This is a genomic window from Nocardia seriolae NBRC 15557 (genome assembly GCF_007990715.1).
In the GTDB taxonomy this organism is placed as follows: Bacteria; Actinomycetota; Actinomycetes; order Mycobacteriales; family Mycobacteriaceae; genus Nocardia; species Nocardia seriolae.
Map to the genome: position 1 here is coordinate 24,231 of NZ_BJWY01000027.1, position 26,988 is coordinate 51,218.

The following is a 26,988-nucleotide window of genomic DNA, read 5'->3' on the forward strand; positions in this document are numbered from 1 at the left end:
ATACTGACGGTATTTGGATGGGGGTGATGTGTCAACCGGCTCGGGCGAGTGCGGGGGTCGGGGCGCGAGTCGGGCGATCAGAGGTGGGGCGGCACGGTGCAGTCGGCGAAGTCCGGTTTCTCCAGCAGTGCGATCAGGTCCGGGTGGGTGTCTCGAACGGATCGAGCGACCTCGACGAAGGAACGGACCAGCGCCGACTCGCGTGCGGTGCGCCAGCCGACCGCCACCTCGTTGGGCGGGGCGTCGACGATCGGCAGCAGCCGCACGCCCGGGAACGGGATCCAGCGCGCGCGGGCCACGGTGAGCACGATGCCGACCCCGGACCCTGTGTAACTCCTCGAGTAGCGAGTTCGACCGCGACACCACCGGGGCCGGGGCGCTGTCGCGGTAGTCGTCGTGCTCCCAGAAGGCATTCCACAACGGATCGGTGGTGGTGGCCCCGAGCGGCGGGTCGGCGAGAAGTTCGTGGGCGAAGACCTCGGTGCGGGCGGCCAGCCGATGACCGGATGGCGCCATCGCCATCAGGGGTTCGGCGAACAGCGTCTCGAAGTGGATGCCGTCGTCGAGGAAGGGGCGGCGGGCGAAGGCCACGTCCACCGCGCCCGTGGACAGTCCGGCCGACGGGACCTCATAGGTGGAATGGCGCAGTTCCACGGTGATTCCGGGGTGGTGCTGGCGGAAGGTCGACAGGATGGGCTCGGTGAGGGTCGGGGCCGCGCCCTCCAGCGCGCCCAACCGTCCCATTGATTGACAAATGAATGTTGTGAACCGTTCGGGAACGATGATTTCTCTTCGACTTCCCGGTGCAATAGCGTTTTTCAGGGCATTTCACTCCCGGACGAACAGGAACCGATGACCGACTGGAACGCCCTGGTGAGCTCGCTGCACACGCTGCAATACGGGGCCGCCGAGCGCCTCGGCGAGCGGTCGCTGGCCCTGCCGCCCAACCCGCCCGCCGCCCCGGCCGCGATCTCCTACGCGCTGGACGAGGAGATCGCGGACCGCAGTGGCTCGGGCCGACAATTTCGCGCGTAGCGCGGCGATGGTGCCTGATCCAGTCCGATCATTGCCCGAGGTGCATGGGCAGCTGAGCAGAGGGCCCGGAACCGTTCGGTTCCGGGCCCTTTTCGTATGGCGGCCTACTTGTGGCCGGCGGAGCCGCTGAAGATCTTCTTGATCAGCTCCGAAACGAGCGCGTCCACAACGAGATTGGCCAGGAAGCCCATTATCGTCCTTCTCCTCCGGGTGTTTCGAATGAGCTTTCGCTCGGCTGGTCAAGCATCTGAAATGTGGTGTTTTACCAAACTCTCGCGGGCTATCGGCAATTTCGCAGCAGCCCTGCAAGATGTCGTGCGTGCCGGTCAGGCGGTCAGCACCGTGTGAATTCGATTGTCGGGGTCGATGCTTCGGCGCAGAGCCGAAAGGCGCGGGTAGTTGTGGGCGTAGTAGCGGGCCAGCGCGTCGCCCGGTTCCAGGTAGTTGATGTACGCGCCCGCCGAGACCGGTGCGCAGAACCGGTGCGCCGCCGTGACCCAGGACAGCGCGGTGTCGTGCGGAATCGGTTGGTAGGCACCCCATTCCACCAGGGCGGCGTGGGCGCGCCACGGGAAGGCGGTGTCCTCGGGGCCGGTGTCGCGGATCGCGCCGTCGAGCGTGTTGAGCTGCACCCAGCCGGTGCCGCCCACCTTGGAGAAGGCGGTCAGGGCCGCGACGATGCGATCGATCACCTCGTCGGTGAGCTCGGCGACGATGTCGGAGCCATTGGTGAAGCTCGCGCGCGGGGTGGTCGGGCCGCCGCCGGCCAGGGTGGTGACGGTGTCCAGGTGGCCGAGGGTCCAGCTGTCGAGGGTCAGCGGTGCCACGCCGATCGCGTCGGTGAGCTCGGCGGAAGCCGCGTCGCCCGCACCCGCCGGGCAGATCAGCTGCATCCAGCAGTCCAGATTGCCGTCGCCGTCGGCGTCCACGCTGACATCGGCCCAGCGGTCGCGATCGGCCTCCGCCAGCCAGTCCGACCAGCCCGCGATGACCCGCGCCGCGCTCGTGCCGGGAAAGGTCAGGCGCACCACGCCTTTCGGGGTCGACGCGCAGGGCTCGAAGGTGAGGGAGGTGACCACGCCGAACAGCGGGCCGCCGCCCCGGATCGCCCAGAACAGCTCGGGCGCGTCGGTCGGGGACACCTCGGTGATGGTGCCGTCGGGCAGCACCAGCGTCGCGGCCGTGAGCCGATCGCAGGTGAGGCCGTGGGCGCGGGATTCGAAGCCCAGGCCGCCGCCGAGGGTGAGTCCGGAGATGCCGACATCCGGGCACATGCCGGTCGGAATGGTCAGCCCGAACCGGTCCAGCTCGCGGTACACCTCGTAGAGGGTGTGGCCCGGGCCCACGATCGCCGCTCCCGCGGTGACATTCACACCGGTCAGCGCGCGGACATCGATGATCAGCGCACCGGTCGCCGCCGACACCCCGGCGTAGGAGTGCCCGCCCGAGCGCGCGGCCACGGGCAGCCGGTACTCGGCGGCGAAGCCCATGGCGGCCACCACATCGTCGATATCGGCGACCTGCACCACGGCCGCGGGCGCCGCGCCGTCGAAGCGGGTGTTGAAAACCTGTTTGGCCGCCCCGTAATCGGCGTCGTCGGCGCAGACCACCCGGCCGCGGATCCAGCGCCGCAGTGCGCTCCAATTCGGCTTCGCCCCGGCCGGGGCCGAGGAGACCGAGACCAGTCCGGTGTCGGCGATGCCGTCGAATCCCCACAGCGAAGCGGCGATGCCCAGCGCGCCGTACAGGAATGTGCCGCGCGAGAAGTGACTCTCGGCCGGACCGGTCCTCGCTCCGCGCATGCGCCCTCCGGGCTGGTGTGCTCGCTGGAAAAACCATGTCGGGCAATCCATGTCGGGCAGGCGGATGCGCGCCCGCCCGGGACGCCGACCCAATTGTGCCGACGAGCCGCGGCCACGACAGGGCTTCGAGCGGGCCGGGGGCAATTCACAGGCAACCGTGATCGAATACCCGGCGAGTCGCCCGCGCGTCGCGAGTGTCAGGAATCGATCACCGATCTCCGGGCGATTCGGTCTCGGACGATCGGCTCAGGCGTCCGCGGGACCGGACGATCGGCTCAGGCGTCCGCGGGACCGGACGATCGGAAGCTCGTGCTGCATCTGCCAGTTCTCCATGACCAGCGCGTACAGCCCGTCGCGGACCCGCAGCCGGGACTGCATGTCCAGCGGCAGCGTGTAGGTCACCGCGCCCGCGTCCCACAGCTCCCGGAATTCGGCGTGGCGCTCGAGCCGGTCGTGATAGTCCTTGGCCCACGCGGTGTGGCCGTAACGCCCCATGAACCCGCGATGAGTGGCGACGCCGAGGCCGACCCCGGTGTCCCAGTTGACCATGATCTCCCGCGCTTCCGCGGTGAACGACCATTCGAGCATGTACATGCCCGGCCGATGGGTGGGGAAGGTGTCGTAGTAGGCGCGGTTCGCCGCGATCAAGCGGCGCTGCGGCGCATAGAACGACACCAGATCGTCGGTGGACTCGTCCATTTCGGCCCGCATGATCGGGGTGATCGCGGCTTCGAACGCGTCGAATTCGGGGATCTCCAGGGCCGGTCCGATTCCGGTGATGGACGGGTAGGGCGAGGCGTAACCGGCCAGATCACAGATGTAGCGCCACTCGTCCTCGCTGGCGTGATAGGTCGTGGCCAGCACCCGCAGGATGCCGACGTCGACCTGCCCGACCTCGTCGCGCTCTACCTTGGTCAGGTAGCTCGCGGTGATATGGGCTTCCCCGGCTGCCTTCTCCCGGCTGAACTTTCGGTTCGCGGGCAGTTCCCCGGACTCGTGCCTGCGCAGCTCCTCACGCTTGCGCAAGAATGAAAGTTGCTGCCCCAACGACTGTTTCGAGGTCTCGTTCACCACTCTCGGGTAATCCTCTCTGGTACTGCATGCACCGGCATTGTATATACGGGCGGGGTAAATCCGGCGGCGTGGACGGCCGCTCCGCGCTGATCGATTCCGGGCCATGGGGTACGAGATCGGCTCTCCGGCAGCCGAGTTGGCGACGGAAGTCTTCGAACTGGGCGACGAGTTCTTCGACGATCCGCATTCGATCTACGACCGGCTGCGCGGGCGCGGGCCGGTGCATCGGGTCCGGCTTCCCGATTCCGGCCTGGGGTGGCTGATCACCGATTACGAGGTCGCCAAGGCCGCGTTCACCGATCCCGCGATCAGCAAGGTGCTCGAGTCGCCGGGCGCGCGGGCCACGGTCGAGGCCGAGGGCGGCGATCGGCATCTGGGCGGCAGCATGTTCGCCGACATGATGGTCTTCTACGACCCGCCGGAGCACACCCGGCTGCGGGGTCTGGTCAACCGGGCTTTCAGCGGGCGGGCCATGGCGGAATCGGCGCCGCGCATCACCGAACTCGCCGATGAGCTGCTGGGTGGGCTGGCGGCTGGCGAGACCGTGGATCTGCTGGAGCGGTTCGCGGTTCCGCTCGGGATGTCGGTGATCTGCGAGTTGCTGGGCGTGCCCGGCGCGGACCGGGACGCGTTCCAGCGGTGGTCCACCAGTCTGCTGTCGAGTGAGGACAGCAACGAGGCGCGGGCGGCCGCGGTCATGGAGTTCGTCGGCTACATCGACAACCTGATCCGCGCGAAAGGCGCCGAGCCGGGCCGCGATCTGCTGTCGGAGCTCATCGCCGCCCGCACGGACGGGGACCGGCTCAGCCACCGCGAACTGATCAGCATGGTCTTCCTGCTGCTGGTCGCGGGCTACGAGACCACGGTGAATCTGATCGGCAACGGCATCGCCATCCTGTTGGCGGACAGGGAGCTTCAGCGTGGACTGAGCGCGGATCCGGACCGGATCCCGGCCTTCGTGGAGGAGGTGCTGCGCTACGAGGCCCCGGCCACCGAGGCAACCTTCCGCTACACCACCGCGCCGATCGTGCTGGGCGGCATCGAGATCCCGCGGGACCAGCTGATCCTGGTGTCGATGGCCGCGGCCAATCGCGATCCGGCGCAATTCCCCGACCCGCACCGATTCGACCCCGACCGCACGCCGTCCAATCACATCGCCTTCGGACACGGCATTCATCGGTGCGTCGGCGCGCCGCTGTCCCGCACCGAGGGCGTCATCGCGATCACCCGGCTGCTCGCCGCCTTCCCCGATCTCGAACTCGCCCCCGGTACCGAATTGCGTTGGCGCAAAAGCCTTATCGTGCGCGGCTTCAGCACATTACCGGTCCGGCTCTGACTTCACGCGGGCTCGGCGGCGCCAACCACGGCGGACGTGTTGATCGCGACACGGCCGCTACGGCGGCTCCGAGCGCTAAAATGGTGCGACGCCGCCGAAGTCGCCATCGCTGATCTCGGAATCTCAGCGGGGCAGGGCTGCTGTCGGTGGCAAACCTCCACCGTGCCGAGGAGGGGGATCGATGGCGCGTGTCATCAAGGTCGTACGCAACGAGTACGAACGTCAATTGCAGAACGACTGGGACCGCAAGACCAGCGATCCGATCAACCTGTTGCTCGGTCGCAATGACGATCTCTACCACCATCATTTCGCGGTGGGAGATTTCGACCGGTCGGTATTGGTGGTGCCGCCGGAACTCCGGGAAATGGCCATCCTCGACGAGATGCACCGCATGGAGTCGGCGCAGGTCGGCCTGATTCTCGAGGCGCTGGCCGCGCTGCCGCCGGGAGCCCGCGTCATGGACGGCGGCTCCGGTCGCGGCGGCACCAGTTTCATGATCAGCCGGCGGTTCGGCGCGGAGGTCGTCGGCGTCAATTTCTGTCGCCATCACATCGAATTCGCCGAGCGGCTGGGACACGAGCACGGCTGGGACGACCTGGTGAGCTTCCGGTTCGCGAACATGGCCGAAACCGGGCTGCCGGACAACTCCTTCGACGCCATCGTCACCAACGAGACCACCATGTATGTCGATCTGGACGAGGCGTTCGCCGAATTCGCCAGGCTGCTGCGCCCGGGCGGGAGCTTCGTCTGTGTGACGTGGTGCGGCAACGACATCGTGGACGGCGACCGGCACGACATCGACGCGATCGACGCCCATTACGTCTGCCACATCCACGACAGATCGCACTATTTCGCCATGCTCGCCCGGCACGGATTGATCCCATCGCTGGTGCGCGACTACACCATCGACGCGATTCCGTACTGGGAACTGCGCTCGCACTCTTCGCACGCGACCGGTGTCGAACCGTTCTATCTGCATGCCTACCGTGCCGATCGGCGCAACTACCTCGTTATCCGGGCCGAGGCCCGTAAATACCGGTAATCCCCGATCTCGGGGCGATCGAGCGAAATCCGAGGCACGCCATGATGATTCCCGCCCGAAAGCCGAACACCGTCGAATCGTCCACGGCCGCGACGAGATCGGCCGCAGACCTGCTGGCCGCGGCGCGTGCGACGGTGTTGCCGGTGCTCCGGCCGGTCATAGACCGGCTACCGGAGCCCCTGTGCCACCTGGCCGGATACCACCTGGGCTGGTGGGACGCCCACGGCGGCCCGGAACAGGGTGCCGCGGGCAAAATGCTGCGCCCGGCCCTGGTCCTCGCCGCCGCGGCCGCCTGCGGAGATTGCACTCACGCCGCCGCGCCCGCCGCGGCGGTGGAGTTGATCCACAATTTCACGCTGCTGCACGACGACGTCGTGGACGGCGATCGGCTGCGGCGCGGCCGGGAGACGGTCTGGAGCCGCTGGGGCATCCCCGCCGCCATCATGCTGGGCGACGCCATGCACGCTGCCGCTGTGGCACAACTGATTTCGCGATTACCGGCCCACCTGTCGACCGCGGCGGCGAATCGCCTGGAGGACGCGGTGATCGATATCTCCCTGGGCCAGCACCGGGACTGCGAATTCGAACGGCGGACCCGTGTCGACCTCACCGAATACACCGACATGGCGGCCGCCAAGACGGGTTCCCTCTTCGGCGCGTCCTGCGCGCTGGGCGCACTCGTCGCCCACGCCGATCCGGAGACCGTGGCGGCCATGGAAGAATTCGGCCGCGAACTGGGCGTCGCCTGCCAGCTCACCGACGACATCCTGGGCATCTGGGGCGACCCCGCGATCACCGGGAAACCGGTCGGCAGCGACCTCGCCCGCCGTAAGAAGACGATGCCGGTGCTGGCGGCCCTGGCTTCGGAAACGCCCGAAGGCGAGGAGTTTTCCGCGCTGTACCGCTCCGAGCGGGCATTCATCGCGGCCGATATCGCGCGCGCCACCCACCTCGTCGAGGCCACCGATGCTCGAAGTACGGTGCGGCGCAAGGCCGACGAACGTCTGGCGGCCGCGCTGGCCGTCCTGCCCGACGGCACGGTACCGGCCGACCTGCTGACCCTCGTGGACGCGATCGTCCACCGCGACCGCTGAATCGGCGGTGAGCCTCCTCACCGGATCCGTTCGCGATTGGGGGACACAGCTTTACAGCCCGACATCCGAATGCCATCCGTACGTCACCACCGGGGCACCGTCGATGATCGCGACTGTCTCTCGCACCCGGTGCCGGTCGACGAGCCTCCAATCGCCCGGTGTCCGCACTCGACGCGATTCCTCCGTTCATGCTTCGTGTCGGCCACGGACTCGCGGACACCTCGGCACCGGGTGCGCTCACCGTCGCGCACCCGGAGGTTCCGATGTACGAATCGTGTTGTTCCCCGCACGAAGCGGCCCACGTCCTGCGAGCGCGCTATGGACTACCGGTGGAGATGTACGCCGACCGGCCCCTGCTCACCATCGGCGCGGCCGTCGAGGCCCTGGGCGTGCCGCGCACCCTGGGCGAGCAGGTGCGTGAGCGGCTGTCGTGGGTGCCGTCCATACCCGTGATCGCCGACCCGCGCGAGCGCGGCTGGACCTTCCTGATCGCGCCGCCGCTCCCGTATCACCCGGTCCCGCAGCGACTTCGGATCTTCCTCCAGGGGTACGGCGTCACCCTCCCGGGCCGGGGCAGCCGGATCATGCTGCCGACCTCCGACCGCGAACCGGGCTGGCACTGGGTCAGCGAACCGGAGCAGGGGCGGCTGCGCCTGCCGCACCGGGCGATCGTGCTGGCCGCCGTCCGGCTCGCGATTCTGCAAGGCCCCGACCGGGTCCCGGCCTGAGCGCGGGTCAGACCAGATCCACTCGCGTTCCGGCCGCGCGGATGGCGGCGACCGTCTCCGGGTCGGCGTCGGTATCGGTGACCAGGACGTGGACCGCCTCGATCGGGCAGATGCGGGCCAGGGCCGTGGACACCAGCTTGTCCGAGGTGGTGGCGACAATGGTCTGCTCGGCGCGGCGGACCATTTCGGTACTGACCCCGGCCTCGTCCAGGTGCCGACACTGCGCGCCGCCCTCGGCGGAGATGGCGTTCACGCCCAGCACGACCGTGTTCATCCGCAATTCGGCCAGCGCGCGTTCGGCCAGCGGCCCGTGCAGTTCGTAGGACTCGCGCCGCGCCATGCCGCCCAGGCAGATGGTGCGCAGGTGCGGCCGCAGCACCAGTTCGGCCGCGATATTGAGGGCATTGGTGACAATGGTGAGCTGCTCGTCCTCGGCCGCCGACGGGTCGGTGCGCCCGGCCAGGGCGCGGGCCACCGCGGTGGTGGTGGTGCCGCCGTTGAGGCCCACCACCGCCGACGAATCCACCAGCGCCGCAGTGTGTTCGGCGATGCGCTCCCGGGCGCGGTCGCCGTGCCGGTAGCGGGCGGGCAGATCGTAGGCCACCGCCGTCGCCACGATGCCGCCGTGGGTGCGGGTGGCCAGCTGCTGATCGGCCAGCGCGGTGAAGTCGCGGCGCACGGTGGCGGTCGAGACCCCCAGCCGTTCGGCCGCCTCCTCCACCGACAATCTGCCCGACTCGGCCAGCAGCTCCAGCAGCCGATTCCAGCGCTGGGGCCGATCGGCGGGCGCGGTCACTCGACGCCGCCCGCGGTCGGGCCGGCGACCGGGCGCTTCTCGATGCGCGCGAACAGGATTGCAACAGGCACGATGCCGACGGTAGAGACCGCGAACGGATATTGCCAAGCCGTGTCGTGTCGGCCGCCGAATTTTCCTCAGCGCGACCATGATCGGACCTGCGCTCCACATGCGTGATCGTTTCTGATCATTTCGCTTGCCAAGTTGACGTGAACGATCATTGGTCGCAATCTGGTGACGTGTTCACACCCGCCGATCCGCTCCCCGGGACGCATCTGTCCGCCGAGATCCGCACCCAGCCCGACGATTGGGCCCGCGCCCGCGAAATCGCCGACCGGTACTCCGGCCTGCTCCCGCACCCCGGCGAGCGCGTGGCCGTACTCGGCTGCGGCACTTCGCTGTTCATCGCTCGCGCCTACGCGGCGCTGCGGGAGGAGCTGGGGCAGGGGCTGACCGACGCCTGGCCCGCCGGTCAGGTTCCGGCTCGGGACTACGACAGGTTTCTGGTGATCTGCCGATCCGGGACCACCACCGAGGTGCTCGACGCCATGCGCGCCCTCCCGGCCGGTCCGGCGCGAACCGTCATCGGTTCCAGCCCGGGCACGCCCGCGCTGGAACTGGGTGACGCCATCCTCATGGCCGAGATCGACGAGCGGTCGGTGGTGCAGTCCCGGTTCGCGACCACCACGCTGGCCCTGCTGCGCTGGCACCTGGGCCAGGATCTGGCACCGGTGATCGAGCAGGCCCGCGCGGCCCTGGCCGAGGATCCGGCGCTCACCCTCGCCGAAGTCCGGGCCGCGCAACAGATCACCTTCGTCGGGATGGGTTTCGCGGCGGCGCTGGGGGACGAGGCGGCGCTGAAACTGCGTGAGGCGAGCCAGAGTTGGACCGAGTCCTACCTGGCCACCGAATACCGGCACGGGCCCATCAGCATTGCCGCGCCGGGCCGCGCGGTCTGGGGCCTGGGTGCACTGCCCGAGGGGCTCGCCGACCAGGTGGCCGCCGCCGGAGCGCATGTCGAACTGCGGGCGGCCGACCCGATGGCGGAGCTGGTCCGGGTGCATCGGCTGTGCCTGCTGCGGGCCGCGGACCTCGGTGTGGATCCGGATAATCCGCGCAATCTGAGCCGGTCGGTCATCCTCGGCTGATGAGTGTTCCGATCAGTTCCCCTTCGCTGGTTGCCGAGCCGCTCGGCGACGACGATCTGGTGCTCGGCGTCGATATCGGCGGCACCACCGTCAAGGCCGAGATCAGTGCGGCCGCCGGGCCCGCCCTGGTGGCGGAGTCCGTGCCGACGCCACGGGGTGAGGCCGCGCTCGACGCGGCCGCCGACCTCGGCGCGCGGCTGCTGGACCGGCTGGCGCTCGCGGACCGGCAGCGGGTGCGGCGCGCGGCCGCGCTGCTGCCCGGGCTGGTCGACTCCGAGCGCGGCATCGCCGTCTTCAGCGCGAACATCGGATGGCGGGATGTGGTGGTGGGCGCGCGATTCGCCGACCGGTGGGCCATGCCGGTCCTCATCGAGCACGATGTGGCGGCGGCGGGCTGGGCCGAATGGCGCTTCGGCGCGGGCCGCGGCCACGACACCGTCTGCGTCGTCATCATCGGCACCGGAATCAGCGGAACCCTCTCCGTCGCGGGGCGTTTCGTGCGCGGCGGCATCGGGCAGGCGGGCGAGTACGGGCACATTCCGGTGCGTCGCGATCATGGGATTCCCTGTCCCTGTGGCAATGTCGGTTGTGTCGAGACGGTGGCGTCGGCCACCGGCATCGCCCGGGCGTATCGGGCCCGCACCGGCGAAGAGGGTGTCGACGCCGCCGCGGTGTTCGCCCGTGCGACCCTGGACCCGGTGGCCCGCGCGGTCGTGGACGACGCCGTCGACGCGCTGGCAGACGGCCTGCTCGGCGTGATCCATGCCGTCTGCCCGGAATTGATCGTGCTCGGCGGCGGATTGGCCGGTGCCGGAAGCGAGCTGGCCGATCGGCTGCACGGCGCGCTGGCGGCCCGGTTGCGGGTCGCGCCCGTGCCGCAGGTACGGATCGGGGAATACGGGGCGCGGGCCGGACTGCGCGGGGCGGCGCTGCTGGCGCGGCGCGGAGCGCTCGCGTGAACGATGTGGATGCTGGCAGCGTGGCCGAGTACGGCGTATCGCACGTGCGCGGGCGAGTCATCGCTCCCGCCGCACAATTCGAGGACGCGGTGGTATCGGTGCACGGTGACCGCGTGGTCGCGGTCGAGGACCTCCCGAATTGGCGTGCGCTGCATCCGGAATCGGCCGAACCCGAATACCTGGGCACGGTGCTGCCCGGACTGGTGGACATCCACAATCACGGCGGGGCCGGGCATCGCATGGACACCACCGATCCGGCCGAGGCCACGGCGGCCGCCGAATTCCACCGCTCGCGCGGCACCACCACGCTGCTCGCGGCGCTGGTGACCGCCGAACCCGATCTCATGCTCGCCCAGGCCGGCACCCTGCGCGGGCTCGCCGAGGCCGGGGTGATCGGCGGAATCCACTGCGAGGGACCGTGTCTGGCGAAGACCCGGTGCGGCGCCCACGATCCGGACCGGCTGCGTCTGCCCGATCCGGAATGGACGGCCAGGCTGCTCGACGCGAGCGGGGGATGGCTGCGCATCATGACTCTCGCCCCGGAATTGCCGGGCGCCCGGGAGCTGGCGCGAGAACTCGCCGACGTGGGCGTCACGGTCTCGCTGGGGCACACCGACGCCGACTACGCGACCTTCTCGAAGGCGCTGTGGCCCAGCGGTTTCGCGACCTCGGTCACCCATCTGGGCAATGGGATGCCACCCATGCACCACCGTGCCCCCGGGCCGGTGGCCGCCGCCATCACCGCGGCCGCGCGGGATCGCGTCGTGGTCGAACTCATCGGGGACGGTGTGCACGTCGAACCCGGTTTCGCCGCCATGGTTTTCGCCACCGCCGACCGGGTCGCGCTGATCACCGACGCCATGCAGGCCGCGGGCATGCCCGACGGCGAGTACCGATTGGGCCCGCAGCCGGTCGTGGTGCGCGACGGCGTGGCCCGGGTGCCCGGCGGCTCGATCGCGGGCGGCACCGCCGATCTGCTGCGGTGTGTGCGCTGGGCGGTGCGCGAATGCGGTGTGCCACTGCGCGATGCGGTCCGGGCCGCCACCCTGACCCCCGCCGCCGCGGCCGGACTCTCCGATGTCGGCGATCTGCGTCCGGGCTGCCGCGCCGATCTGCTGGTGGTCGACGAGGAGCTGCGGCCGCGCCGGGTCCTCTACCGGGGACGGTGGTCGAGATGACCCTCGCCCCCGTCCCCGAACTCATCGCCGCGGCCGGTTCCGGCGGCCTGGGAGCCTTCAATGTCATCACCCTCGAGCACGCGGAGGCCATCGCGGCGGCGGCCGAAGCCACCGGCCGCCCCGCGATCCTGCAGATCTCGGAGAACACCGTCCACTATCACGGCGGCCTGAAACCGCTGGCCCGCGCTTGCCTTTCGATCGCGGAGGACAGCACCGCCCGGCTCGCGGTGCACCTGGATCACGCCACCTCGGCGGAGCTGGTGCGCGCGGGGGTCGCGGCCGGTATCTCCTCGGTGATGTACGACGGCTCCACGCTCGGCTATCGGGCCAATGTGCGCGCGACCGCCGCCGTCGCCGCGTGGTGTCGCGAGCGCGGCGTCTTCGTCGAGGCGGAGCTGGGGGAGGTGGGCGGTAAGGACGGCGCGCACGCGCCCGGGGTGCGCACCGATCCGGCCGAGGCGGTGGCCTTCGTCGCGGCCACCGGCGTGGACGCGCTGGCGGTGGCGGTCGGCTCCGCGCACGCCATGTCCACCCGCGCCGCCCGGCTCGACGATGGGCTGATCGCGAAATTGGCTGCCGCGCTGCCGGTTCCGCTGGTGTTGCACGGCTCCTCCGGCGTCCCCGACGAGGGATTGCGCTCGGCGGTCCGGCACGGCATGGTCAAGATCAATATCGGGACCCGGCTCAATATCGCCCTCACCGACGCCGTGCGCACCGCGCTGGCAGGCGCACCGACCGCATCGGATCCGCGCCGCTACCTGGGACCGGGCCGGACCGGCATGCAACGCGACGTCGAGGCCCACCTGCGGGTGCTGGACTGCTGAAAGCGGTTGGCGGCACCGGTCGGCTCGCATCGCGTGCCCGGCCCGGCGGGCCTTCCGTCCGCCGGGCCGGGCACGCGATCGGGTTCAGATCAGTTTCATGGCCCCGGTGAGCGCGTATCGCAGGGCCTGTTCCATCTCGTCGAAGTGGGACTGTCCGCAGATGAGCGGCGGGGCCAGCTGGATGACCGGCTCGGCGCGGTCGTCGGCGCGGCAGTGCAGCCCGGCTTCGAAGAGCGCCTCGGAGACATGGCCCTTGAGGATGCGGTGGGCGTCGTCGTCGGTGAACTTGGCCTTGGTGGCCCGGTCCTTCACCAGTTCGACCGCCCAGAAGTAGCCGGAGCCCCGGACCTCGCCGACGATCGGGAGGTCGTAGAGCTTCTCCAGGGTGGTGCGGAAGGCGGACTCGTTGGCACGGACGTGGCCGTAGAGGTCCTCGTTCTCCATGATGTCGAGGTTGGCCATGGCCACCGCGCACGACACCGGGTGGCCGCCGTAGGTGGAGCCGTGCATGAAGGTCGCGCCCTTGCCGAAGGGCTCGTAGATCCGCTCGCTCACCAGCACCGCGCCCAGGGCGGCATAGCCGGAGGTCAAACCCTTCGCCGTGGTGATGATGTCGGGCTGATAGCCGAACTTCTTCGCGCCGAAGTCGTAGCCGAGCCGGCCGAAGGCGCAGATCACCTCGTCGGAGACCAGCAGGACGTCGTGGCGGTCGCAGATCTCGCGCACGCGCTGGAAGTAGCCGGGCGGCGGGACGAAGCAGCCGCCGGTGTTCTGCACCGGCTCGAGGAACACGGCCGCAACGGTTTCCGGGCCCTCGAACAGGATGGCCTCCTCGATGCGGTCCGCGGCCCAGCGGCCGTAGGCCGCGTAGTCGTCGGCGTGCTCGGTGGCGCGGTAGAAATTGGTGTTGGGCACCCGCTGGGTGCTGGGCACCAGCGGCTCGAAATCGGCCTTGGCGCCGGGGATTCCGGTGATCGACAACGCACCCATGGAGGTGCCGTGGTAGGCCATGGAGCGGCTGATCACCTTGTGCTTGGTGGGCTTGCCGGTGAGCTTGAAGTACTGGCGGATGAGTTTCCATGCGGTCTCGACGGATTCGCCGCCGGAGACGGTGAAGAAGACCCGGTTGATGTCACCGGGCGCGGCCGCGGCCAGTCGCTCGGCCAGGGCCAGGGCGGGCGGCGTGGCATAGCCCCACAGCGGGAAGTAGCCGAGTTCCAGCATCTGCCGCGATGCCGCCTCCGCCAGCTCCCGGCGGCCGTGGCCCACCTGGACGGCGAACAGCCCGGCCAGACCGTCCAGATACCGGCGGCCCTGATCGTCGAAGATGTAGGCGCCCTCGCCGCGCACGATGACCGGCGTTTCGGCCCCGGCCCCCGGGCCCTGCTGGGTGAAGTGCATCCACAGGTTGTCCTGGATGATCCGCCCGGCCTGCGGGGTAGTCAGGTCTGCATCGGTGGTGATTGTCATGGGGGACTCCTCGACGTAGCGCGCGCCCCGGCGGTGTCCGCGGGCGCCGACCTCTCCGTTATCGCACAATCGGTGCCCTCGTGACAACTGATTCAGTGGTATTAACAGCATGTAACAACGAAATCCGTCGATCATCACTGTTGACAACGCCGATTTCGAGGTGGTTGGGTGCTATGGTCGGCACCACAATGCTTTCGGAAGCGAATCAACCAGATGGACGGTGAACACAGGTGACCTCACTGATCGGCTCAGCGCTCGAGAACTACATCGACGGGCAGTTCGTCGCATCCTCCGCCGCAACGACCCTGGACCTGGTGAATCCGGTCGACGAGACGGTCGTCGGCCGCGCCCCGGTTTCGGACGCCGCCGACGTGGACGCCGCCATGGCGGCCGCCGCCCGCGCCTTCGAGAGCTGGGGCCGCACCACGCCGGGCGCGCGGCAGGCGGCGCTGCTGAAGCTCGCCGACGCCATCGAGGCGCGCGCCGAGGAGATCGTCGCCGCGCAGTGCCGCAATACCGGCCAGCTGCGGACGGTCATCGCCGCGGAGGAGGTCGCGGTCGGGGCGGATCAGATTCGCTTCTTCGCCGGGGCCGCGCGCCTGCTCGAGGGCCGCGCGGGCGGCGAGTACATGGAGGGGTTCACCTCGTACGTGCGCCGCGAGCCGATCGGGGTGGTCGCTCAGGTGACGCCGTGGAACTACCCGTTCATGATGGCCATCTGGAAGATCGCCCCGGCACTGGCCGCGGGCAACACCGTCGTGCTCAAGCCGAGTGACACCACGCCCGAATCGACGCTGGTGCTGGCGAAGCTGTCCAAGGGCATCCTGCCCGACGGCGTATTCAATGTCGTGCTCGGCGACGCGAGCACCGGGGCGCGGCTGGTCGGGCATCCGACGCCGGGCCTGGTGTCGATCACCGGATCGGTGCGGGCGGGCATGGCGGTCGCGGAATCGGCCGCGCACCAACTGAAGCGAGCCCATCTGGAGTTGGGCGGCAAGGCTCCCGCGGTGGTGTTCGCCGACGCCGATCTCGACAAGGCGGCCCTGGGGATCGCACAGGCGGCGTTCTTCAACGCGGGTCAGGACTGGACCGCCGCCACCCGGGTGCTGGTGCACGAGTCGATCCACGATGAACTCGTCGCCGCGCTGGTGGCCGCGGCGCAGACGCTGAAGCCGGGTCGCCCGGACGATCCGACCGCGTTCTACGGCCCGCTCAACAACATCAACCACTTCGACGCCGTCATGGCCAAGCTGGCCGCCGTCCCCGCGCACGCGACCGTGGTCACCGGCGGAAAGCGCTGGGGCGATGCGGGATTCTTCGTCGAGCCGACCGTCGTCACCGGCGTCCGCCAGGACGACGCCCTGGTGCAGGAGGAGACCTTCGGCCCGGTGCTGACCGTGCAGCCCTTCACCGATGAGGCGCAGGCGATCGCCCACGCCAACGACATCCGCTACGGCCTGGCCGCCAGTGTCTGGACCCGCGATCACGGCACCGTCGAAAGGCTCACGCGGGCCTTGGATTTCGGCTGCGTGTGGGTCAACGCGCATATCCCGCTGGTGGCCGAGATGCCGCACGGCGGCTTCAAATACTCTGGTTACGGCAAGGACCTGTCCGTCTACAGCCTGGAGGAATACACGCGCGTCAAGCACGTGATGAGTTCGCACGACTAGCCCGCGGGCCAAGGTTCCGAAGGAGGAAACCCATGAGCCTCACGGCTGATCCACCCCAGGTCTCGATCGAGACCACCGGCAAGGGCCTCGCCCCCGGCAAGCTCGGCACGTTTTCCGGTGCCGTCCTGGGCATTTCGACGGTAGCGCCCGGCTACACCCTGACCGCCAGCATCGGCCTGATCGTGGCCTCGGTCGGGCTGAAGATGCCCGCCATTCTCATCGCCGGGTTCATCCCGATGTTCCTGACCGCCTACGCCTATCGCGAGCTGAACTCGCGGATGCCCGACTGCGGCGCGTCGTTCACCTGTTCCACCAAGGCTTTCGGCCCCTATGTGGGCTGGATGTGCGGCTGGGGCATGGTGATCGCCACCATTATCGTGCTGTCGAATCTGGCGGCCATCGCGGTGGAGTTCTCCTATCTGTTCCTGGGGCGGGTCTTCTCGAATCCCACGATCGCCGACCTCGCGCACCACAAGGCCGTGAACATCGCCACCACACTGGTTTTCGTCGCGATCGCCACCGCCGTGGCCGGGCGCGGCATCACCACCAGTCAGCGGGTGCAGTACATCCTGGTGGGATTCCAGATGGTGGTGCTGCTGACCTTCGCGGTCACCGCGCTGGTGCAGGTGGCCGGGCACGGATCCCCGGCGGGCCTCGAGTTCGACCCGGACTGGTTCAACCCGCTCACCGGACTCACCCTGAGCGCCTTCATGATCGGCGTGACCGGATCCATCTTCGCCTTCTGGGGCTGGGATACCTGCCTGACCCTGGGCGAGGAGTCCAAGGACCCGAAAAAGGTGCCCGGGCGCGCCGGCATGTTGTGCGTCCTGTCGATCCTGGTGACCTACCTGCTGGTGGCCGTCGCGGTCATGATGTACGCCGGGATCGGCGACACCGGCCTCGGCCTGGGCAATGAAGCCAACGCGGACAATGTCTTCGGCGCGCTCGCCGATCCCGTGCTGGGCTGGGCCGGGCCGTTGCTGCTGCTCGCCATCCTGGCGTCCTCGGTGGCCAGCCTGCAGACCACCTTCCTGCCGGTGGCCCGCACCATGCTGGCCATGGGCGTGTACGGGGCGTTCCCGAAGCGGTTCGCGGAGGTGAGCCCGCGCTACCGGGTGCCGACCTTCGGCACCGCGGTCGCCGGGGTGGTGACCGGGGTCTTCTATACCGTCAGCTCCCTGCTGTCCGAGCGGGTACTGCTGGATACCGTTGCCGCCCTGGGCATCATGATCTGCTGGTACTACGGCATCACCGCCTTCGCCTGCGTCTGGTTCTTCCGCGCCGAACTGTTCACCAGCGTCCGCAACGCGATCTTCAAGGGCCTGTTCCCGCTGCTGGGCGGGACCATGCTGCTGGCGGTGTTCGCGGTGTCGGTGCGCGAGAGCATGAATCCGGCCAATGCCAGCGGGGCGTCCCTGGGTGGCATCGGGCTGGTGTTCTACCTCGGCTTCGGGATCCTGCTGCTGGGCGTGGCCCTGATGGCGGTGACGCGGCGGCGCAATCCGGAGTTCTTCCGTCGGCCCTTGACCGCCGCCCCGCAACTCGAAGCGGAACTCTCTCGTTGACCGTCACCGAATCAGGAGGTACAGCGTTGTCCACCTATGGCTTCCGGGTAGAAACCGCGTTCGACCCGCCCGTCTCCTGGGCCCGCGTCGAGCAGCCGCGGCGGCGGCCCCTGCGCGTGGGCCTGGTCCAGCACCGCTGGCTGGCCGACCGGGACGAACTACGCGCCCAGCTCGCCGAGGGCATCGCGCTGGCCGCCGATCGGGGCGCGCGGGCGGTGTTCCTGCCGGAGCTGACGCTCTCGCGGTATCCGGCCGATGTGCGGGCGGGCGCGAATCCCGGTGCGGGCGCGGAGGATCTGCTGTCCGGACCGACGTTCTCGTTCGCCGCGCAGGCTGCCAAGGAGCACGGGGTGGTGGTGCACGCCTCGCTCTACGAACGCGCCGAGGACGCCGACGGGCTGGGGTTCAAAAGCGCCATCATGGTTTCCCCGGCGGTGAGCTGCTGGGCCGCACCCGCAAGCTGCACATCCCCGTCACCGCCGGGTATTACGAGGACACCTACTTCCGCCCGGGTCCCGCGGAGGCGGCCTATCCGGTCTATCGGCACCCCGAACTGGACAGCGCGGCAATCGGTCTGCCCACCTGCTGGGACGAATGGTTCCCGGAGGTCGCGCGCCTGTACTCCCTGGGCGGTGCGGAAATCCTGGTGTATCCCACTGCGATCGGATCCGAGCCGGCGTTCCCCGCCTTCGACACCCGGCCGCTGTGGCAGCACGTCATCGTCGGAAACGGGATTACCGCCGGAACTTTCATGGTCGTCCCGAATCGGTTCGGCGATGAGGGCGGCGTGAATTTCTACGGTTCGTCGTTCATCTCCGACCCCTACGGCCGCATCCTGGTCCAGGCTCCGCGTGACACGCCCGCGGTGCTGGTCGCCGATCTCGATCTGGCGCAGCGCAAGGACTGGCTGGACCTGTTCCCCTTCAACACCACTCGCCGACCGGACACCTATGCGCGGCTCACCGCACCGGTCGAGGTCGCCGACCCCTACGCAGCGGAGGCCCGATGACCTGGGTCATGCCAGCGGAAACCGCTCGGCAGGAACGCATCTGGATGGCCTTCCCGCCCGGCGGGGCCGCCGTCTTCGACACCGCCGAGTCCGCGCACGAGGCGCGGCTGGCCTGGGCGCGGGTGGCGCACTCGATCCTGGACTTCGAACCGGTCACCATGATCGTCGACCCCGCCGATCGGGAGATCGCGCGCAAATACCTCTCCGCCGCGATCGAGATCTTCGAGGCACCCCTCGACGACGCCTGGATGCGCGATATCGGACCGACCTTCGTCCACGGGCCCGATGGCCGAATGGGCGCGGTGGACTGGGTTTTCAACGGCTGGGGCGGACAGGACTGGGCGCGCTGGGATCGCGACCGCCACATCGGGGCGTACGTGGGCGGGCTGGCGAACGCGGAGATCATCTCCTCGCCGCTGGTCAACGAGGGCGGTGGCATCCAGGTCGACGGGCAGGGCACCGTGCTGGTCACCGAGACCGTGCAACTGGACCCGGGCCGCAACCCCGGCCTCGACAAGGCCGCGGTGGAGGCCGAACTCGCGCGCGCCATCGGCGCGCGGCACGTGATCTGGCTGCCGCGCGGCCTCACCCGCGACAGCGAACGCTTCGGCACGCGTGGGCATGTCGACATCGTGGCCGCCATCCCGTCACCCGGACGGCTGCTGGTGCACAGTCAGCGGGACCCGTCGCACCCCGACCACCGGGTGACCGCGGAGATCATCGCGGGCCTGCGCGAAACCCACGATGTCGACGAAAAGCCCTGGGACATGGTCGAAGTTCCTGCTCCCCGGGTGCTCCGCGATCAGGAGGGCTGGGTCGACTACAGCTACCTCAACCACCTGGTGGTGAACGACGGCGTAATCGCCTGCGGCTTCGACGATCCCGGCGACGCCACCGCCCGCGCCATCCTCGCCGAGTGCTATCCCGGCCGCGAGGTGGTGACCGTCGACGCCCGTGAGATCTTCGCCCGCGGCGGCGGCATCCACTGCATCACCCAGCAGCAGCCCGCCGTGAAATGACCTCTCTACCCGGAGGTTTCGACTACGACATGGACGGGCGGGAACGCGTCCTCGACGCGCTCGTGCAAGGCGTCGAGGGGTAGGGGAACGCGACTGGCGGCCAGTACCTGATTGCCGACGTAACCGGCGAATACGTCGCCGTCCAACAGCACCCGGTGCGGGAACCGGGCGCGGATCTCGTCGAGCCGATGGCGGGTGCCGACCAGGTTCAGCAGGTAGACGCCATCGGTGCGCAGCACCCTGGCCACCTGTGCGGTGAACTCGGCGCCGGTGATGCCGTCGGCCATCCGCAAGCCCTCGAACGCGTCCGCGACCACGACGTGCGCCCATTGCTCGGGCAGGGTGGCGATCTCGGTCAGGCCGTCGCCGAGCCTGAGTTCGACGCCGGGCACCGAGCGCAGCCCCAGGCGTTCCTCCACGAATTCGGCCAGGGCCGAGTCGGCTTCGATGATCAGGTTTCGCGATCCCGGCCGCACGGCGGACACATAGCGCGGGAACGTGGCTCCGCCACCGCCGATGTGCACCACGTTCAGGGGCGCGTCGAACGGCCGCATCGAATCTACGACACAGCCGAGGTATCGGACGTAATCCAGCTCGAGATAGGTCGGATCGTCCAGATCGACATAGGACTGGGCAATGCCGTTGACGGTCAGCAACCAGCCGCCCGGCCGCTCCGAATCGGCGCGCAGCTCGGCCTTTCCGAACCGCACCTCCCGTGTTCCGGGCTGCGGTTCACCCGCGTCGTGCAAGCCCGCGTCCTCGGCCGTCTCCCAGTTACTCACCAGTTCATGATCTCAGTACCCCGACCGCTCGTGCGCGATCGGCTGCGGCCGGCCCCGTGGCGGGGCCGGCGTGCGGCCCCCGTCAGTGCGGAGTGCTCGCGTAGGCCGATCCCGCGCTCGCCAGTGCGGCGGCTTTTCCGATCAGATCGACGATGACTCCGAGGATTGCCATGTTGAGCCTGTTCCTAACTCTGTGTGTATTGGCGGATCTTTATTCCGACGACAACCGATATCACATGCCGGTAGGGCACGGATCGGTCATCGAATCGGTCGCAGGGAAACAGAAAAAGAACAGCGGCGAAATTCGAATGCAATGTATCTCGTGCGGCTATGAAACGGTGGTGCTCGGTGCGACATTGGCCACACCCGCGCGCGTGTTCAAGCCCCAACTTTCATTGGCGGCGGCGGGGGCCAGGCGAATCGCTACTCGTCAGTTCATCGGGAATCGAATCGGTCATTGAATCGGTCATCGGATCGGTCATTATGACTCTTCGGATCGATATCGGCGCGCTGACCAGCGGGTATCAATTCGCGTCGCGTTGCTGTCGCGGCGCTGTGCATTTGCGAACTCTGATGATAGGCATTACCGTTTCGCAAAGTTGCAAAATCCGAGCAGGACCGCGAGCTCTCGCGCTCATCAAGTTCGCTGCCGGGGAGGAATCAGTTCGCCAGCGAACAGATGCGACGCCCTGATGGGAGTGGGGCGTCGGATGTGTCTGTGGAAAGTAGCAGGGCCAGTTCATGACAGCGGTCGTCGCGGTTCGTACCGAGCCGGATGCGATTCCGAAAACCCATCCACCATTCGCTTTCCGGGGAGTCGCGCTGATGGCCGCGATCTCCACGATCCTGCTGACGGTCACGGCGGGGCGCTACGAGTTCTTCGGCGACGAACTCTATTTCCTTTCCGCCGGGCGCCGACTCGATTACACCTACGCCGATCAGGGCATTGTGGTCGCCTTCTTCGCCCACATCGCGGATGTGCTCGCACCGGGATCGGTGACGGCGGTGCGGATTCCGGCCGTCCTGATGGCCGTGGGCGCGATCGTGGTGTCGGCGCTGATCGCCTACGAACTGCGCGGCAGCCGCCGCGTTCAGCTGCTCGCCGGATTCACCTACGGGACTTCCTATCTGCTGGTCACCCAGTGCGCGCTGAGCACCTTCTCCTTCGACGCCACCCTCACCGCGGTGATCACCTGGCTGCTCATCCGCTGGGTGCGCACGCGCCAGGATCGGCTGATCGTCATCGCGGGACTTGTTGCGGCCCTTGACATGCAGGTGAAGTGGATGATTCCGCTGGTCTGGGCGTGCCTCGGGGCGGGCGTCATCCTGTGCGGTCCCCGTGAGATCCTGCGCCGCCCCGCGCTGTGGGCGGCCACCGGCATCCTCGCCCTGTCCCTGGTCCCGATCCTGCACTGGCAGTCCCAGCACAACTGGCCGCAGCTGGCCATGGGCCCGATCATCGGCGCCGAGCAGGACGCCACGGGTTACGGCCCGCCGGGGTTCTTCCCGCAGTGGCTCGGCTTCGCCGGTTTCCTCGGCGTCCCGCTGATCGCGATCGGATTCTGGGCCGTCGTCAAGCAGGAGTCGCTGAAGCCGTATCGCTTCATCGCGGCCGCCCTGCTGCTGATGACCCTGTTCGTCGTCGTCACGCACGGTCGGCCCTACTACCCGACCGGCTTCTTCCCCGCCATGTTCGCCATCGGGGCCGTCGGTTTCGCGCGGTACCCCCGGAAACGGTGGATGAACCTGGCCGTCATCCCGATCGTCGCGATCACGGTGGTGACCTACATCGGCACCCTCACCCTGCTGCCGCTGCCGCCCAACTGGCGCAGCCAGACCGTGACTCCGATCGACCTCGGCATCCGCTCGGCGTTCTGGGGCACCACCAACTGGGACCGCATGGTCGCGGCCGTCGACGCCGGGTACGAGCGGCTGACGCCCGAGGAGAAGGCGCACTCCGCCATCCTCACCCAGGGCTACTGGCAGGGCGGCGCGGTCGAGGAGTTCGGCGTCAAGTACGACCTGCCCGCCACTTACAGCCCCAGCCGGGGCTTCGGATTCTTCGGCCCCCCACCGGATTCGACGACCACGGTCATCTTCGTCGGCCTCAATACCGCCGAGCCCGAACTCCGCTCCCACTTCGCCGAGGTGGAACGCGTCGGGGAACTCGACGACCCCATCGGCATTCCCGGCATCGACCGCATGGTCGCCGTCTGGAAATTGAAGAGCCCGAAGCAGCCCTGGCCGAAGCTCTGGGATTCCATGACCACCCTCTACTTCGACCTGGGCCACTGGCACGACTCCCGCGCCACCACCCGCCCCACCCACTGACCGGCGTCCATCCCTGCTCGGGGTATTCGAACCCCGAGGCGAGATGACCTGCCTCCCAATATGATCGCGAAGATGGGAGAAGAGCGGAAAGCGCGTGGGGAGACCGGTCGGCGTTCGATGCTGGTGGGCTCGGCAGCCGCCGTGGCCGGGGCCGGAATCGGTGCCGCGGCGGTGACACTCGGTGCGCCACGGGACCCCTCGACCGTCGAGGGGTCCTTCACCGTCGTGGATCGACGTGGCAAGCAGCGGTTCCTGTTCGACAGCGCGAAGCCGCCGATCATCCTGGGCGGCAAGACGATTCCGGCGGATCAGCGGCAGGGTCCGGAGGCCTCCTATCTGATCTTCAACGATGAGAACGGCAACGAGAAGGGCGGCATCATCGCCGGCAGCGGCGGCGCGCAGCTCTCCCTCGACTATCCCAACCAGGACGCCCTGCACCTGGGTTGCCGCTGGCAGGACAAGACCGGCGGCGCGGAACTGGTCCTGAACCACATCGGAGATCCCACCGCACCGAGCGAGCAGCAGCGGTACCTTCCGGGAGTCCAGCTCTTCGTCGACAACCAGAGCGGCACGGGCCTCGACCTCTGCGATCAGCGGGGCCGACCGCGAATTCGACTGCACGTGGCCATGGACGGCACGCCCACCATCGCGATCCTCGACGAGCACGGCGCGGTCGTCCGGCAACTCTGAGCCACTCGACCTGATCTACGTTCGGGCTCCGCTGTGTGGGGCGGGGGAGGCGCCCGGGACCGGGCAGGCTTCGGCGGCTTCGGCGACGACCTGGGGTTCGAATGCGGGGGAGGGGCGGGCGCCGCGTTCGAAATCCGCGCCGGTGATCACCGGGGCCGTGTCGAGCGCGGCCAGTTAGGCGGCGTCGAAAACCCTGCCGCGGCTGAGGAATCGGAAGCCCTCGGGCGATTCCAGGCTGAAGCCGGAACCGCGGCCGGGCACCATATCCAGGATCAGCTGGGTGTGCTGCCAGGCCGCGAACTGCGGGCCCGAAATCCACACCGGCGCGGTGTCTTCCGGCTCCGGTGGGGTTTGGGCCGACTCCCCGGCGGCCAGTCGCAGGTCGAGCTGACCGAGCAGGACATCGCGATCGCCGATGACGAATTCGCCTGCGGGATAACACATCGGCGCGGAGCCGTCGCAACAGCCGCCGGACTGGTGCAGCATGAGCGGTCCGTGCGCGGTGCGGAGGCGACGGAGCAGCTCCATCGCCGCCGCGGTCGCACGCACCCGCCGGGGGACGGGCGTGGGCATCAGAAGAAGCCCTGGGTCTTCGACGCGTAGCTGACCAGGAGGTTCTTGGTCTGCTGGTAGTGGTCGAGCATCATGCGGTGGTTCTCGCGGCCGATGCCGGACTGCTTGTAGCCGCCGAAGGCCGCGTGCGCGGGGTACTGGTGGTAGGTATTGGTCCACACCCGACCGGCCTGGATATCGCGTCCGGCCCGGTAGGCGACCACGCCGTCGCGTGACCAGACGCCCGCGCCGAGGCCGTACAGGGTGTCGTTGGCGATCTTGATGGCGTCGTCGTAGTCCGCGAACGAGGTCACCGAGACGACCGGGCCGAAGATCTCCTCCTGGAAGATCCGCATGGAGTTGTTGCCGGTGAAGACGGTGGGCTGCACGTAGTAGCCGCCGGACAGGTCACCGCCCAGGTCCGCGCGCTCGCCACCGGTGAGCAGCGTCGCGCCCTCGCCCTTGCCGATCTCGATGTAGGACAGGATCTTTTCGAGCTGATCGTTGCTGGCCTGCGCGCCGATCATGGTCTCGGTGTCGAGCGGATCCCCCTGGCGCACGGCCTTGGTGCGCACCACCGCGGCGCTGAGGAACTCGTCGTAGATATCGGCCTGGATGAGCGCGCGCGACGGGCAGGTGCAGACCTCGCCCTGATTGAGCGCGAACATGGTGAAGCCCTCGAGGGCGCTGTCCTGGTAATCGTCGTTGGCGGCCAGCACATCCGAGAAGAAGATGTTGGGGCTCTTGCCGCCGAGTTCCAGGGTCACCGGAATCAGATTCTGCGAGGCGTACTGCATGATGAGTCGCCCGGTGGTGGTCTCACCGGTGAACGCGATCTTCTTGATGCGCGGGCTGGAGGCCAGCGGCTTGCCCGCCTCGACGCCGAAGCCGTTGACGATATTGACCACGCCGGGCGGCAGCAGATCGCCGATGATGCTCATCAGGAACAGGATCGAGGCCGGGGTCTGCTCGGCGGGCTTGAGCACCACCGCGTTTCCGGCCGCGAGCGCGGGCGCGAGCTTCCAGACGGCCATGAGGATCGGGAAGTTCCACGGAATGATCTGGCCGACCACGCCGAGCGGCTCGTAGAAGTGGTAGGCGACGGTGTCGCTGTCGATCTCCGAGAGCGAACCCTCCTGCGCGCGAACGGCTCCCGCGAAGTAGCGCAGGTGATCGATGGCCAGGGGGATGTCGGCGGCCATGGTCTCGCGAATGGGCTTGCCGTTGTCCCAGCTCTCGGCGAGGGCGATGGCCTCGAGGTTCTGCTCGATCCGATCGGCGATCTTGTTGAGGATGATGGCGCGCTCGGTGACCGAGGTCTTGCCCCAGGCGGGGGCGGCGGCGTGCGCCGCGTCCAGGGCGAGTTCGATGTCCTCGGCGGTGCCGCGCGCGACTTCGCAGAAGGTCCGGCCGGTGACCGGTGTCGGGTTCTCGAAGTACTGCCCCTTGACGGGCGCGACCCATTCGCCGCCGATCCAGTTCTCGTAGCGGGACTGGAAGGACATGGCGGCACCGGGCGCGCCGGGGCGGGCGAAGACGGTCATCGAAGGCTCCCTGGATCTGCTGGCGGTTCCTGCTCCGCCAGATGTGATACAGGACACTAGAAGTGGGTGTGTTGCAGCGCCGTTGCAAGAAACCGGTCAGTCGCCCAGTTTCCGATCGAGCAAGGCCAATTGAGCCTCTACCTGCGCGTACAGCGGGGAATTCCGGTCCACCGAAGCGAGATAGGCGGTCCAGGCGGCGATATCGTCGCGACCGTCGACGAGGCTGGTCCACCGCGCCAGCAGTCGCCGATCACCGGCCGCGAGCAAGGCGGCGCGTAACCGTCCGTGCAATTCGGCGCGCAGTTCGGCGACCCCCGGCGCGAGCGAGCGCGGCAGGATCGGACCCGGGTACGCGCGCAAGGCGGCGGCCGCGTCACCACGGGCCAGCGCGCGGCGGACCTCGCCGATGTCGGTGTCCAGATCCAGCAGCAGCCGATATGGCCGCGATCCCAAACCGCTCGCGCCCAGAATCTTTCGCACCCGCGACAACTCCGCCCGCACGGTTACCGGATCCAGCTCGGATTCGTCGAGCAACATGGCGAGATGGTCGGCGCTCGTGCCTTCCGGATGATCGGCCAGCAGCACCAACATCTCGGCGTGCCGCTGCGACAGGCGAATCGGTTCACCATCGATGGTGAGGGTGGGACGGCCCGGGCCGAGCACTTGAAGCCGCGCCAGGGCGGGATCCGCGGCCGGTGCGCCCAGAAGATGCAGGCGCAGTTAGGATTCCGCGGCCACCACCGTCGCCCGGATCAGCGACAGCACCTCGGGTGCGGCCACCCGCGGACCGCCGGTGATATCGATCGCCCCGATGATCCTGCCACTGAACGGATCGTGCACGGGTGCTGCGGTGCAACTGAATTCGTGCACCACCCGGCTGAAGTGCTCGGCTCCGAAAATCTGCACGTGATGATCGAGTGCGAGCGCGGTCCCGGGCGCATTGGTCCCCATCCGATCCTCGCTCCAATCCGCCCCTTCCACAAAATTCATCCCCGAGGCCCGATCCCGGACCTTCCGATCCCCCTCCACCCAGAGCAACCGCCCCCGCGCATCACTGATCGCCACCAGCAGTCCGGCCTCCGCCGCGTCCTCAACCAGCAGCTTCCGCACCACCGGCCGAATCAACCCCGTCGGATGCGTGGCCCGATACCGCCGCAGTTCCGCTCCCGCCAGATCCACCGCACCCCCGAACCCATCCGGATCCACCCCACTGCTCCGGCTTCGCCGCCACGCCTCCAGCACCACCCCCCGCACCGAGTCCCCGCCCGCCCGCACCGCGGGCAACGCCTGCCCCTCCAGAAAAGAGCTGTGCGCCACCACCATCCGCGACGCCAACTCGA

At 68.6% G+C, this 26,988-nt stretch carries 22 protein-coding genes and 4 pseudogenes; 16 read left to right on the forward strand and 10 right to left on the reverse strand.

Features of this window, described 5'->3' with window-relative positions:
• Positions 1 to 77: 77 nt before the first annotated feature.
• Together NS2_RS37355 and NS2_RS38400 are read right to left on the reverse strand one after the other, a co-directional pair.
• Positions 78 to 308, reverse strand: coding sequence for a type 2 periplasmic-binding domain-containing protein (locus NS2_RS37355; protein WP_033087501.1), 231 nt, complete (start codon positions 306 to 308; stop codon positions 78 to 80).
• A 151-nt stretch (positions 309 to 459) separates the two neighbouring features.
• Positions 460 to 744, reverse strand: a pseudogene (locus tag NS2_RS38400) (LysR family transcriptional regulator substrate-binding protein); the annotation flags it as partial.
• Between the two features lie 108 nt (positions 745 to 852).
• Here NS2_RS38400 and NS2_RS11335 point away from each other — a divergent pair.
• Positions 853 to 1,035 carry a hypothetical protein gene (locus NS2_RS11335; RefSeq protein ID WP_033087500.1) on the forward strand — a complete coding sequence of 61 codons (183 nt, stop codon included), beginning with the start codon at positions 853 to 855 and terminating at the stop codon, positions 1,033 to 1,035.
• Positions 1,036 to 1,361: 326 nt separating this feature from the next.
• Here the strand turns inward: NS2_RS11335 and NS2_RS11340 are convergent, their stop codons facing one another.
• Together NS2_RS11340 and NS2_RS11345 are read right to left on the reverse strand one after the other, a co-directional pair.
• Complete coding sequence (locus tag NS2_RS11340; RefSeq protein WP_045437211.1) at positions 1,362 to 2,837, reverse strand: FAD-binding oxidoreductase; 1,476 nt, start codon at positions 2,835 to 2,837, stop codon at positions 1,362 to 1,364.
• Between the two features lie 246 nt (positions 2,838 to 3,083).
• Complete coding sequence (locus NS2_RS11345; protein ID WP_036545561.1) at positions 3,084 to 3,863, reverse strand: MmyB family transcriptional regulator; 780 nt, start codon at positions 3,861 to 3,863, stop codon at positions 3,084 to 3,086.
• 151 nt (positions 3,864 to 4,014) lie between these two features.
• Here NS2_RS11345 and NS2_RS11350 point away from each other — a divergent pair, with 151 nt between their 5' ends.
• The 4 genes from NS2_RS11350 to NS2_RS11365 all read left to right on the forward strand — a co-directional run bounded on the left by NS2_RS11350 (position 4,015) and on the right by NS2_RS11365 (position 8,111).
• A complete protein-coding gene (locus tag NS2_RS11350) occupies positions 4,015 to 5,247 on the forward strand; it encodes a cytochrome P450 family protein (protein ID WP_045437213.1) in 1,233 nt (410 codons plus the stop codon).
• Positions 5,248 to 5,428: 181 nt separating this feature from the next.
• The gene (locus NS2_RS11355) at positions 5,429 to 6,289 is read left to right on the forward strand and encodes an SAM-dependent methyltransferase (protein WP_033087498.1); all 861 of its coding nucleotides are present in this window, start codon (positions 5,429 to 5,431) and stop codon (positions 6,287 to 6,289) included.
• Between the two features lie 44 nt (positions 6,290 to 6,333).
• Positions 6,334 to 7,383 (forward strand): polyprenyl synthetase family protein, encoded by a 1,050-nt coding sequence (locus NS2_RS11360; protein WP_147207158.1) that lies wholly within the window; start codon positions 6,334 to 6,336, stop codon positions 7,381 to 7,383.
• A gap of 158 nt (positions 7,384 to 7,541) precedes the next feature.
• Entirely contained in the window at positions 7,542 to 8,111 is a 570-nt protein-coding gene (locus tag NS2_RS11365) for a hypothetical protein (protein WP_228102500.1), read from the forward strand.
• Between the two features lie 7 nt (positions 8,112 to 8,118).
• Here the strand turns inward: NS2_RS11365 and NS2_RS11370 are convergent, their stop codons facing one another.
• Positions 8,119 to 8,907, reverse strand: coding sequence for a DeoR/GlpR family DNA-binding transcription regulator (locus tag NS2_RS11370; RefSeq protein ID WP_033087496.1), 789 nt, complete (start codon positions 8,905 to 8,907; stop codon positions 8,119 to 8,121).
• 239 nt (positions 8,908 to 9,146) lie between these two features.
• On the opposite strand from NS2_RS11370, the gene NS2_RS11380 reads away from it, so the two are divergent.
• From NS2_RS11380 to NS2_RS11390, 4 genes are read left to right on the forward strand one after another with little or no spacing between them, the layout of a single operon-like run.
• Positions 9,147 to 10,055 (forward strand): SIS domain-containing protein, encoded by a 909-nt coding sequence (locus NS2_RS11380; protein ID WP_033087523.1) that lies wholly within the window; start codon positions 9,147 to 9,149, stop codon positions 10,053 to 10,055.
• On the forward strand, positions 10,055 to 11,014 hold the full coding sequence (locus NS2_RS36755; protein ID WP_052086304.1) for an ROK family protein: 960 nt from the start codon (positions 10,055 to 10,057) through the stop codon (positions 11,012 to 11,014). Before NS2_RS11380 ends, NS2_RS36755 begins: the two co-directional genes overlap by 1 nt.
• Entirely contained in the window at positions 11,011 to 12,192 is a 1,182-nt protein-coding gene (locus tag NS2_RS11385) for an N-acetylglucosamine-6-phosphate deacetylase (RefSeq protein WP_231992988.1), read from the forward strand. Before NS2_RS36755 ends, NS2_RS11385 begins: the two co-directional genes overlap by 4 nt.
• Positions 12,189 to 13,016, forward strand: a complete 828-nt coding sequence (locus NS2_RS11390; RefSeq protein WP_033087520.1) for a class II fructose-bisphosphate aldolase — start codon at positions 12,189 to 12,191, stop codon at positions 13,014 to 13,016. The genes NS2_RS11385 and NS2_RS11390 overlap by 4 nt, the downstream gene beginning before the upstream one ends.
• A gap of 84 nt (positions 13,017 to 13,100) precedes the next feature.
• On the opposite strand, the gene NS2_RS11395 is transcribed toward NS2_RS11390, so the two are convergent.
• Entirely contained in the window at positions 13,101 to 14,486 is a 1,386-nt protein-coding gene (locus tag NS2_RS11395) for an aspartate aminotransferase family protein (RefSeq protein ID WP_033087495.1), read from the reverse strand.
• A gap of 239 nt (positions 14,487 to 14,725) precedes the next feature.
• On the opposite strand from NS2_RS11395, the gene NS2_RS11400 reads away from it, so the two are divergent.
• From NS2_RS11400 to NS2_RS11415, 4 genes and pseudogenes are all read left to right on the forward strand, one after another.
• On the forward strand, positions 14,726 to 16,156 hold the full coding sequence (locus NS2_RS11400) for an aminobutyraldehyde dehydrogenase (protein ID WP_096490802.1): 1,431 nt from the start codon (positions 14,726 to 14,728) through the stop codon (positions 16,154 to 16,156).
• A 32-nt stretch (positions 16,157 to 16,188) separates the two neighbouring features.
• Positions 16,189 to 17,721 carry an APC family permease gene (locus tag NS2_RS11405; protein ID WP_033087494.1) on the forward strand — a complete coding sequence of 511 codons (1,533 nt, stop codon included), beginning with the start codon at positions 16,189 to 16,191 and terminating at the stop codon, positions 17,719 to 17,721.
• A gap of 26 nt (positions 17,722 to 17,747) precedes the next feature.
• Positions 17,748 to 18,730 (forward strand): annotated as a pseudogene (locus NS2_RS11410) (nitrilase-related carbon-nitrogen hydrolase).
• Entirely contained in the window at positions 18,727 to 19,749 is a 1,023-nt protein-coding gene (locus NS2_RS11415) for an agmatine deiminase family protein (protein WP_033087492.1), read from the forward strand. Before NS2_RS11410 ends, NS2_RS11415 begins: the two are co-directional and overlap by 4 nt.
• A gap of 5 nt (positions 19,750 to 19,754) precedes the next feature.
• Here the strand turns inward: NS2_RS11415 and NS2_RS11420 are convergent, their stop codons facing one another.
• Positions 19,755 to 20,531 (reverse strand): spermidine synthase, encoded by a 777-nt coding sequence (locus NS2_RS11420; protein WP_052086303.1) that lies wholly within the window; start codon positions 20,529 to 20,531, stop codon positions 19,755 to 19,757.
• A gap of 170 nt (positions 20,532 to 20,701) precedes the next feature.
• On the opposite strand from NS2_RS11420, the gene NS2_RS11425 reads away from it, so the two are divergent.
• The 3 genes from NS2_RS11425 to NS2_RS11435 all read left to right on the forward strand — a co-directional run bounded on the left by NS2_RS11425 (position 20,702) and on the right by NS2_RS11435 (position 23,552).
• The gene (locus NS2_RS11425; protein WP_143161204.1) at positions 20,702 to 20,992 is read left to right on the forward strand and encodes a hypothetical protein; all 291 of its coding nucleotides are present in this window, start codon (positions 20,702 to 20,704) and stop codon (positions 20,990 to 20,992) included.
• Positions 20,993 to 21,356: 364 nt separating this feature from the next.
• Complete coding sequence (locus NS2_RS11430; RefSeq protein WP_052086302.1) at positions 21,357 to 22,862, forward strand: ArnT family glycosyltransferase; 1,506 nt, start codon at positions 21,357 to 21,359, stop codon at positions 22,860 to 22,862.
• Between the two features lie 72 nt (positions 22,863 to 22,934).
• Entirely contained in the window at positions 22,935 to 23,552 is a 618-nt protein-coding gene (locus tag NS2_RS11435) for a hypothetical protein (RefSeq protein ID WP_143161205.1), read from the forward strand.
• Positions 23,553 to 23,567: 15 nt separating this feature from the next.
• Here NS2_RS11435 and NS2_RS11440 read toward each other — a convergent pair.
• The 3 genes and pseudogenes from NS2_RS11440 to NS2_RS11450 form a co-directional block, all read right to left on the reverse strand.
• Positions 23,568 to 24,125 (reverse strand): annotated as a pseudogene (locus tag NS2_RS11440) (DUF779 domain-containing protein).
• Positions 24,125 to 25,648 carry an aldehyde dehydrogenase gene (adh, locus tag NS2_RS11445; protein WP_033087490.1) on the reverse strand — a complete coding sequence of 508 codons (1,524 nt, stop codon included), beginning with the start codon at positions 25,646 to 25,648 and terminating at the stop codon, positions 24,125 to 24,127. Before adh ends, NS2_RS11440 begins: the two are co-directional and overlap by 1 nt.
• A 96-nt stretch (positions 25,649 to 25,744) precedes the next feature.
• Positions 25,745 to 26,971: pseudogene (locus NS2_RS11450) on the reverse strand (winged helix-turn-helix domain-containing protein).
• Positions 26,972 to 26,988: the final 17 nt, after the last annotated feature.

Bases quoted from the DNA above. Each gene is read 5' to 3' on its own strand.
- NS2_RS11360 (WP_147207158.1), top strand. From the start codon at position 6,334: ATGATTCCCGCCCGAAAGCCGAACACCGTCGAATCGTCCACGGCCGCG.
- NS2_RS11390 (WP_033087520.1), top strand. From the start codon at position 12,189: ATGACCCTCGCCCCCGTCCCCGAACTCATCGCCGCGGCCGGTTCCGGC.
- NS2_RS11355 (WP_033087498.1), top strand. From the start codon at position 5,429: ATGGCGCGTGTCATCAAGGTCGTACGCAACGAGTACGAACGTCAATTG.
- NS2_RS11415 (WP_033087492.1), top strand. From the start codon at position 18,727: ATGACCTGGGTCATGCCAGCGGAAACCGCTCGGCAGGAACGCATCTGG.
- NS2_RS11425 (WP_143161204.1), top strand. From the start codon at position 20,702: ATGTTGAGCCTGTTCCTAACTCTGTGTGTATTGGCGGATCTTTATTCC.
- NS2_RS11435 (WP_143161205.1), top strand. From the start codon at position 22,935: ATGGGAGAAGAGCGGAAAGCGCGTGGGGAGACCGGTCGGCGTTCGATG.
- NS2_RS11430 (WP_052086302.1), top strand. From the start codon at position 21,357: ATGGCCGCGATCTCCACGATCCTGCTGACGGTCACGGCGGGGCGCTAC.
- NS2_RS36755 (WP_052086304.1), top strand. From the start codon at position 10,055: ATGAGTGTTCCGATCAGTTCCCCTTCGCTGGTTGCCGAGCCGCTCGGC.
- NS2_RS11335 (WP_033087500.1), top strand. From the start codon at position 853: ATGACCGACTGGAACGCCCTGGTGAGCTCGCTGCACACGCTGCAATAC.
- NS2_RS11405 (WP_033087494.1), top strand. From the start codon at position 16,189: ATGAGCCTCACGGCTGATCCACCCCAGGTCTCGATCGAGACCACCGGC.
- NS2_RS11350 (WP_045437213.1), top strand. From the start codon at position 4,015: ATGGGGTACGAGATCGGCTCTCCGGCAGCCGAGTTGGCGACGGAAGTC.
- NS2_RS11340 (WP_045437211.1), bottom strand. From the start codon at position 2,837: ATGCGCGGAGCGAGGACCGGTCCGGCCGAGAGTCACTTCTCGCGCGGC.
- NS2_RS11395 (WP_033087495.1), bottom strand. From the start codon at position 14,486: ATGACAATCACCACCGATGCAGACCTGACTACCCCGCAGGCCGGGCGG.
- adh (WP_033087490.1), bottom strand. From the start codon at position 25,648: ATGACCGTCTTCGCCCGCCCCGGCGCGCCCGGTGCCGCCATGTCCTTC.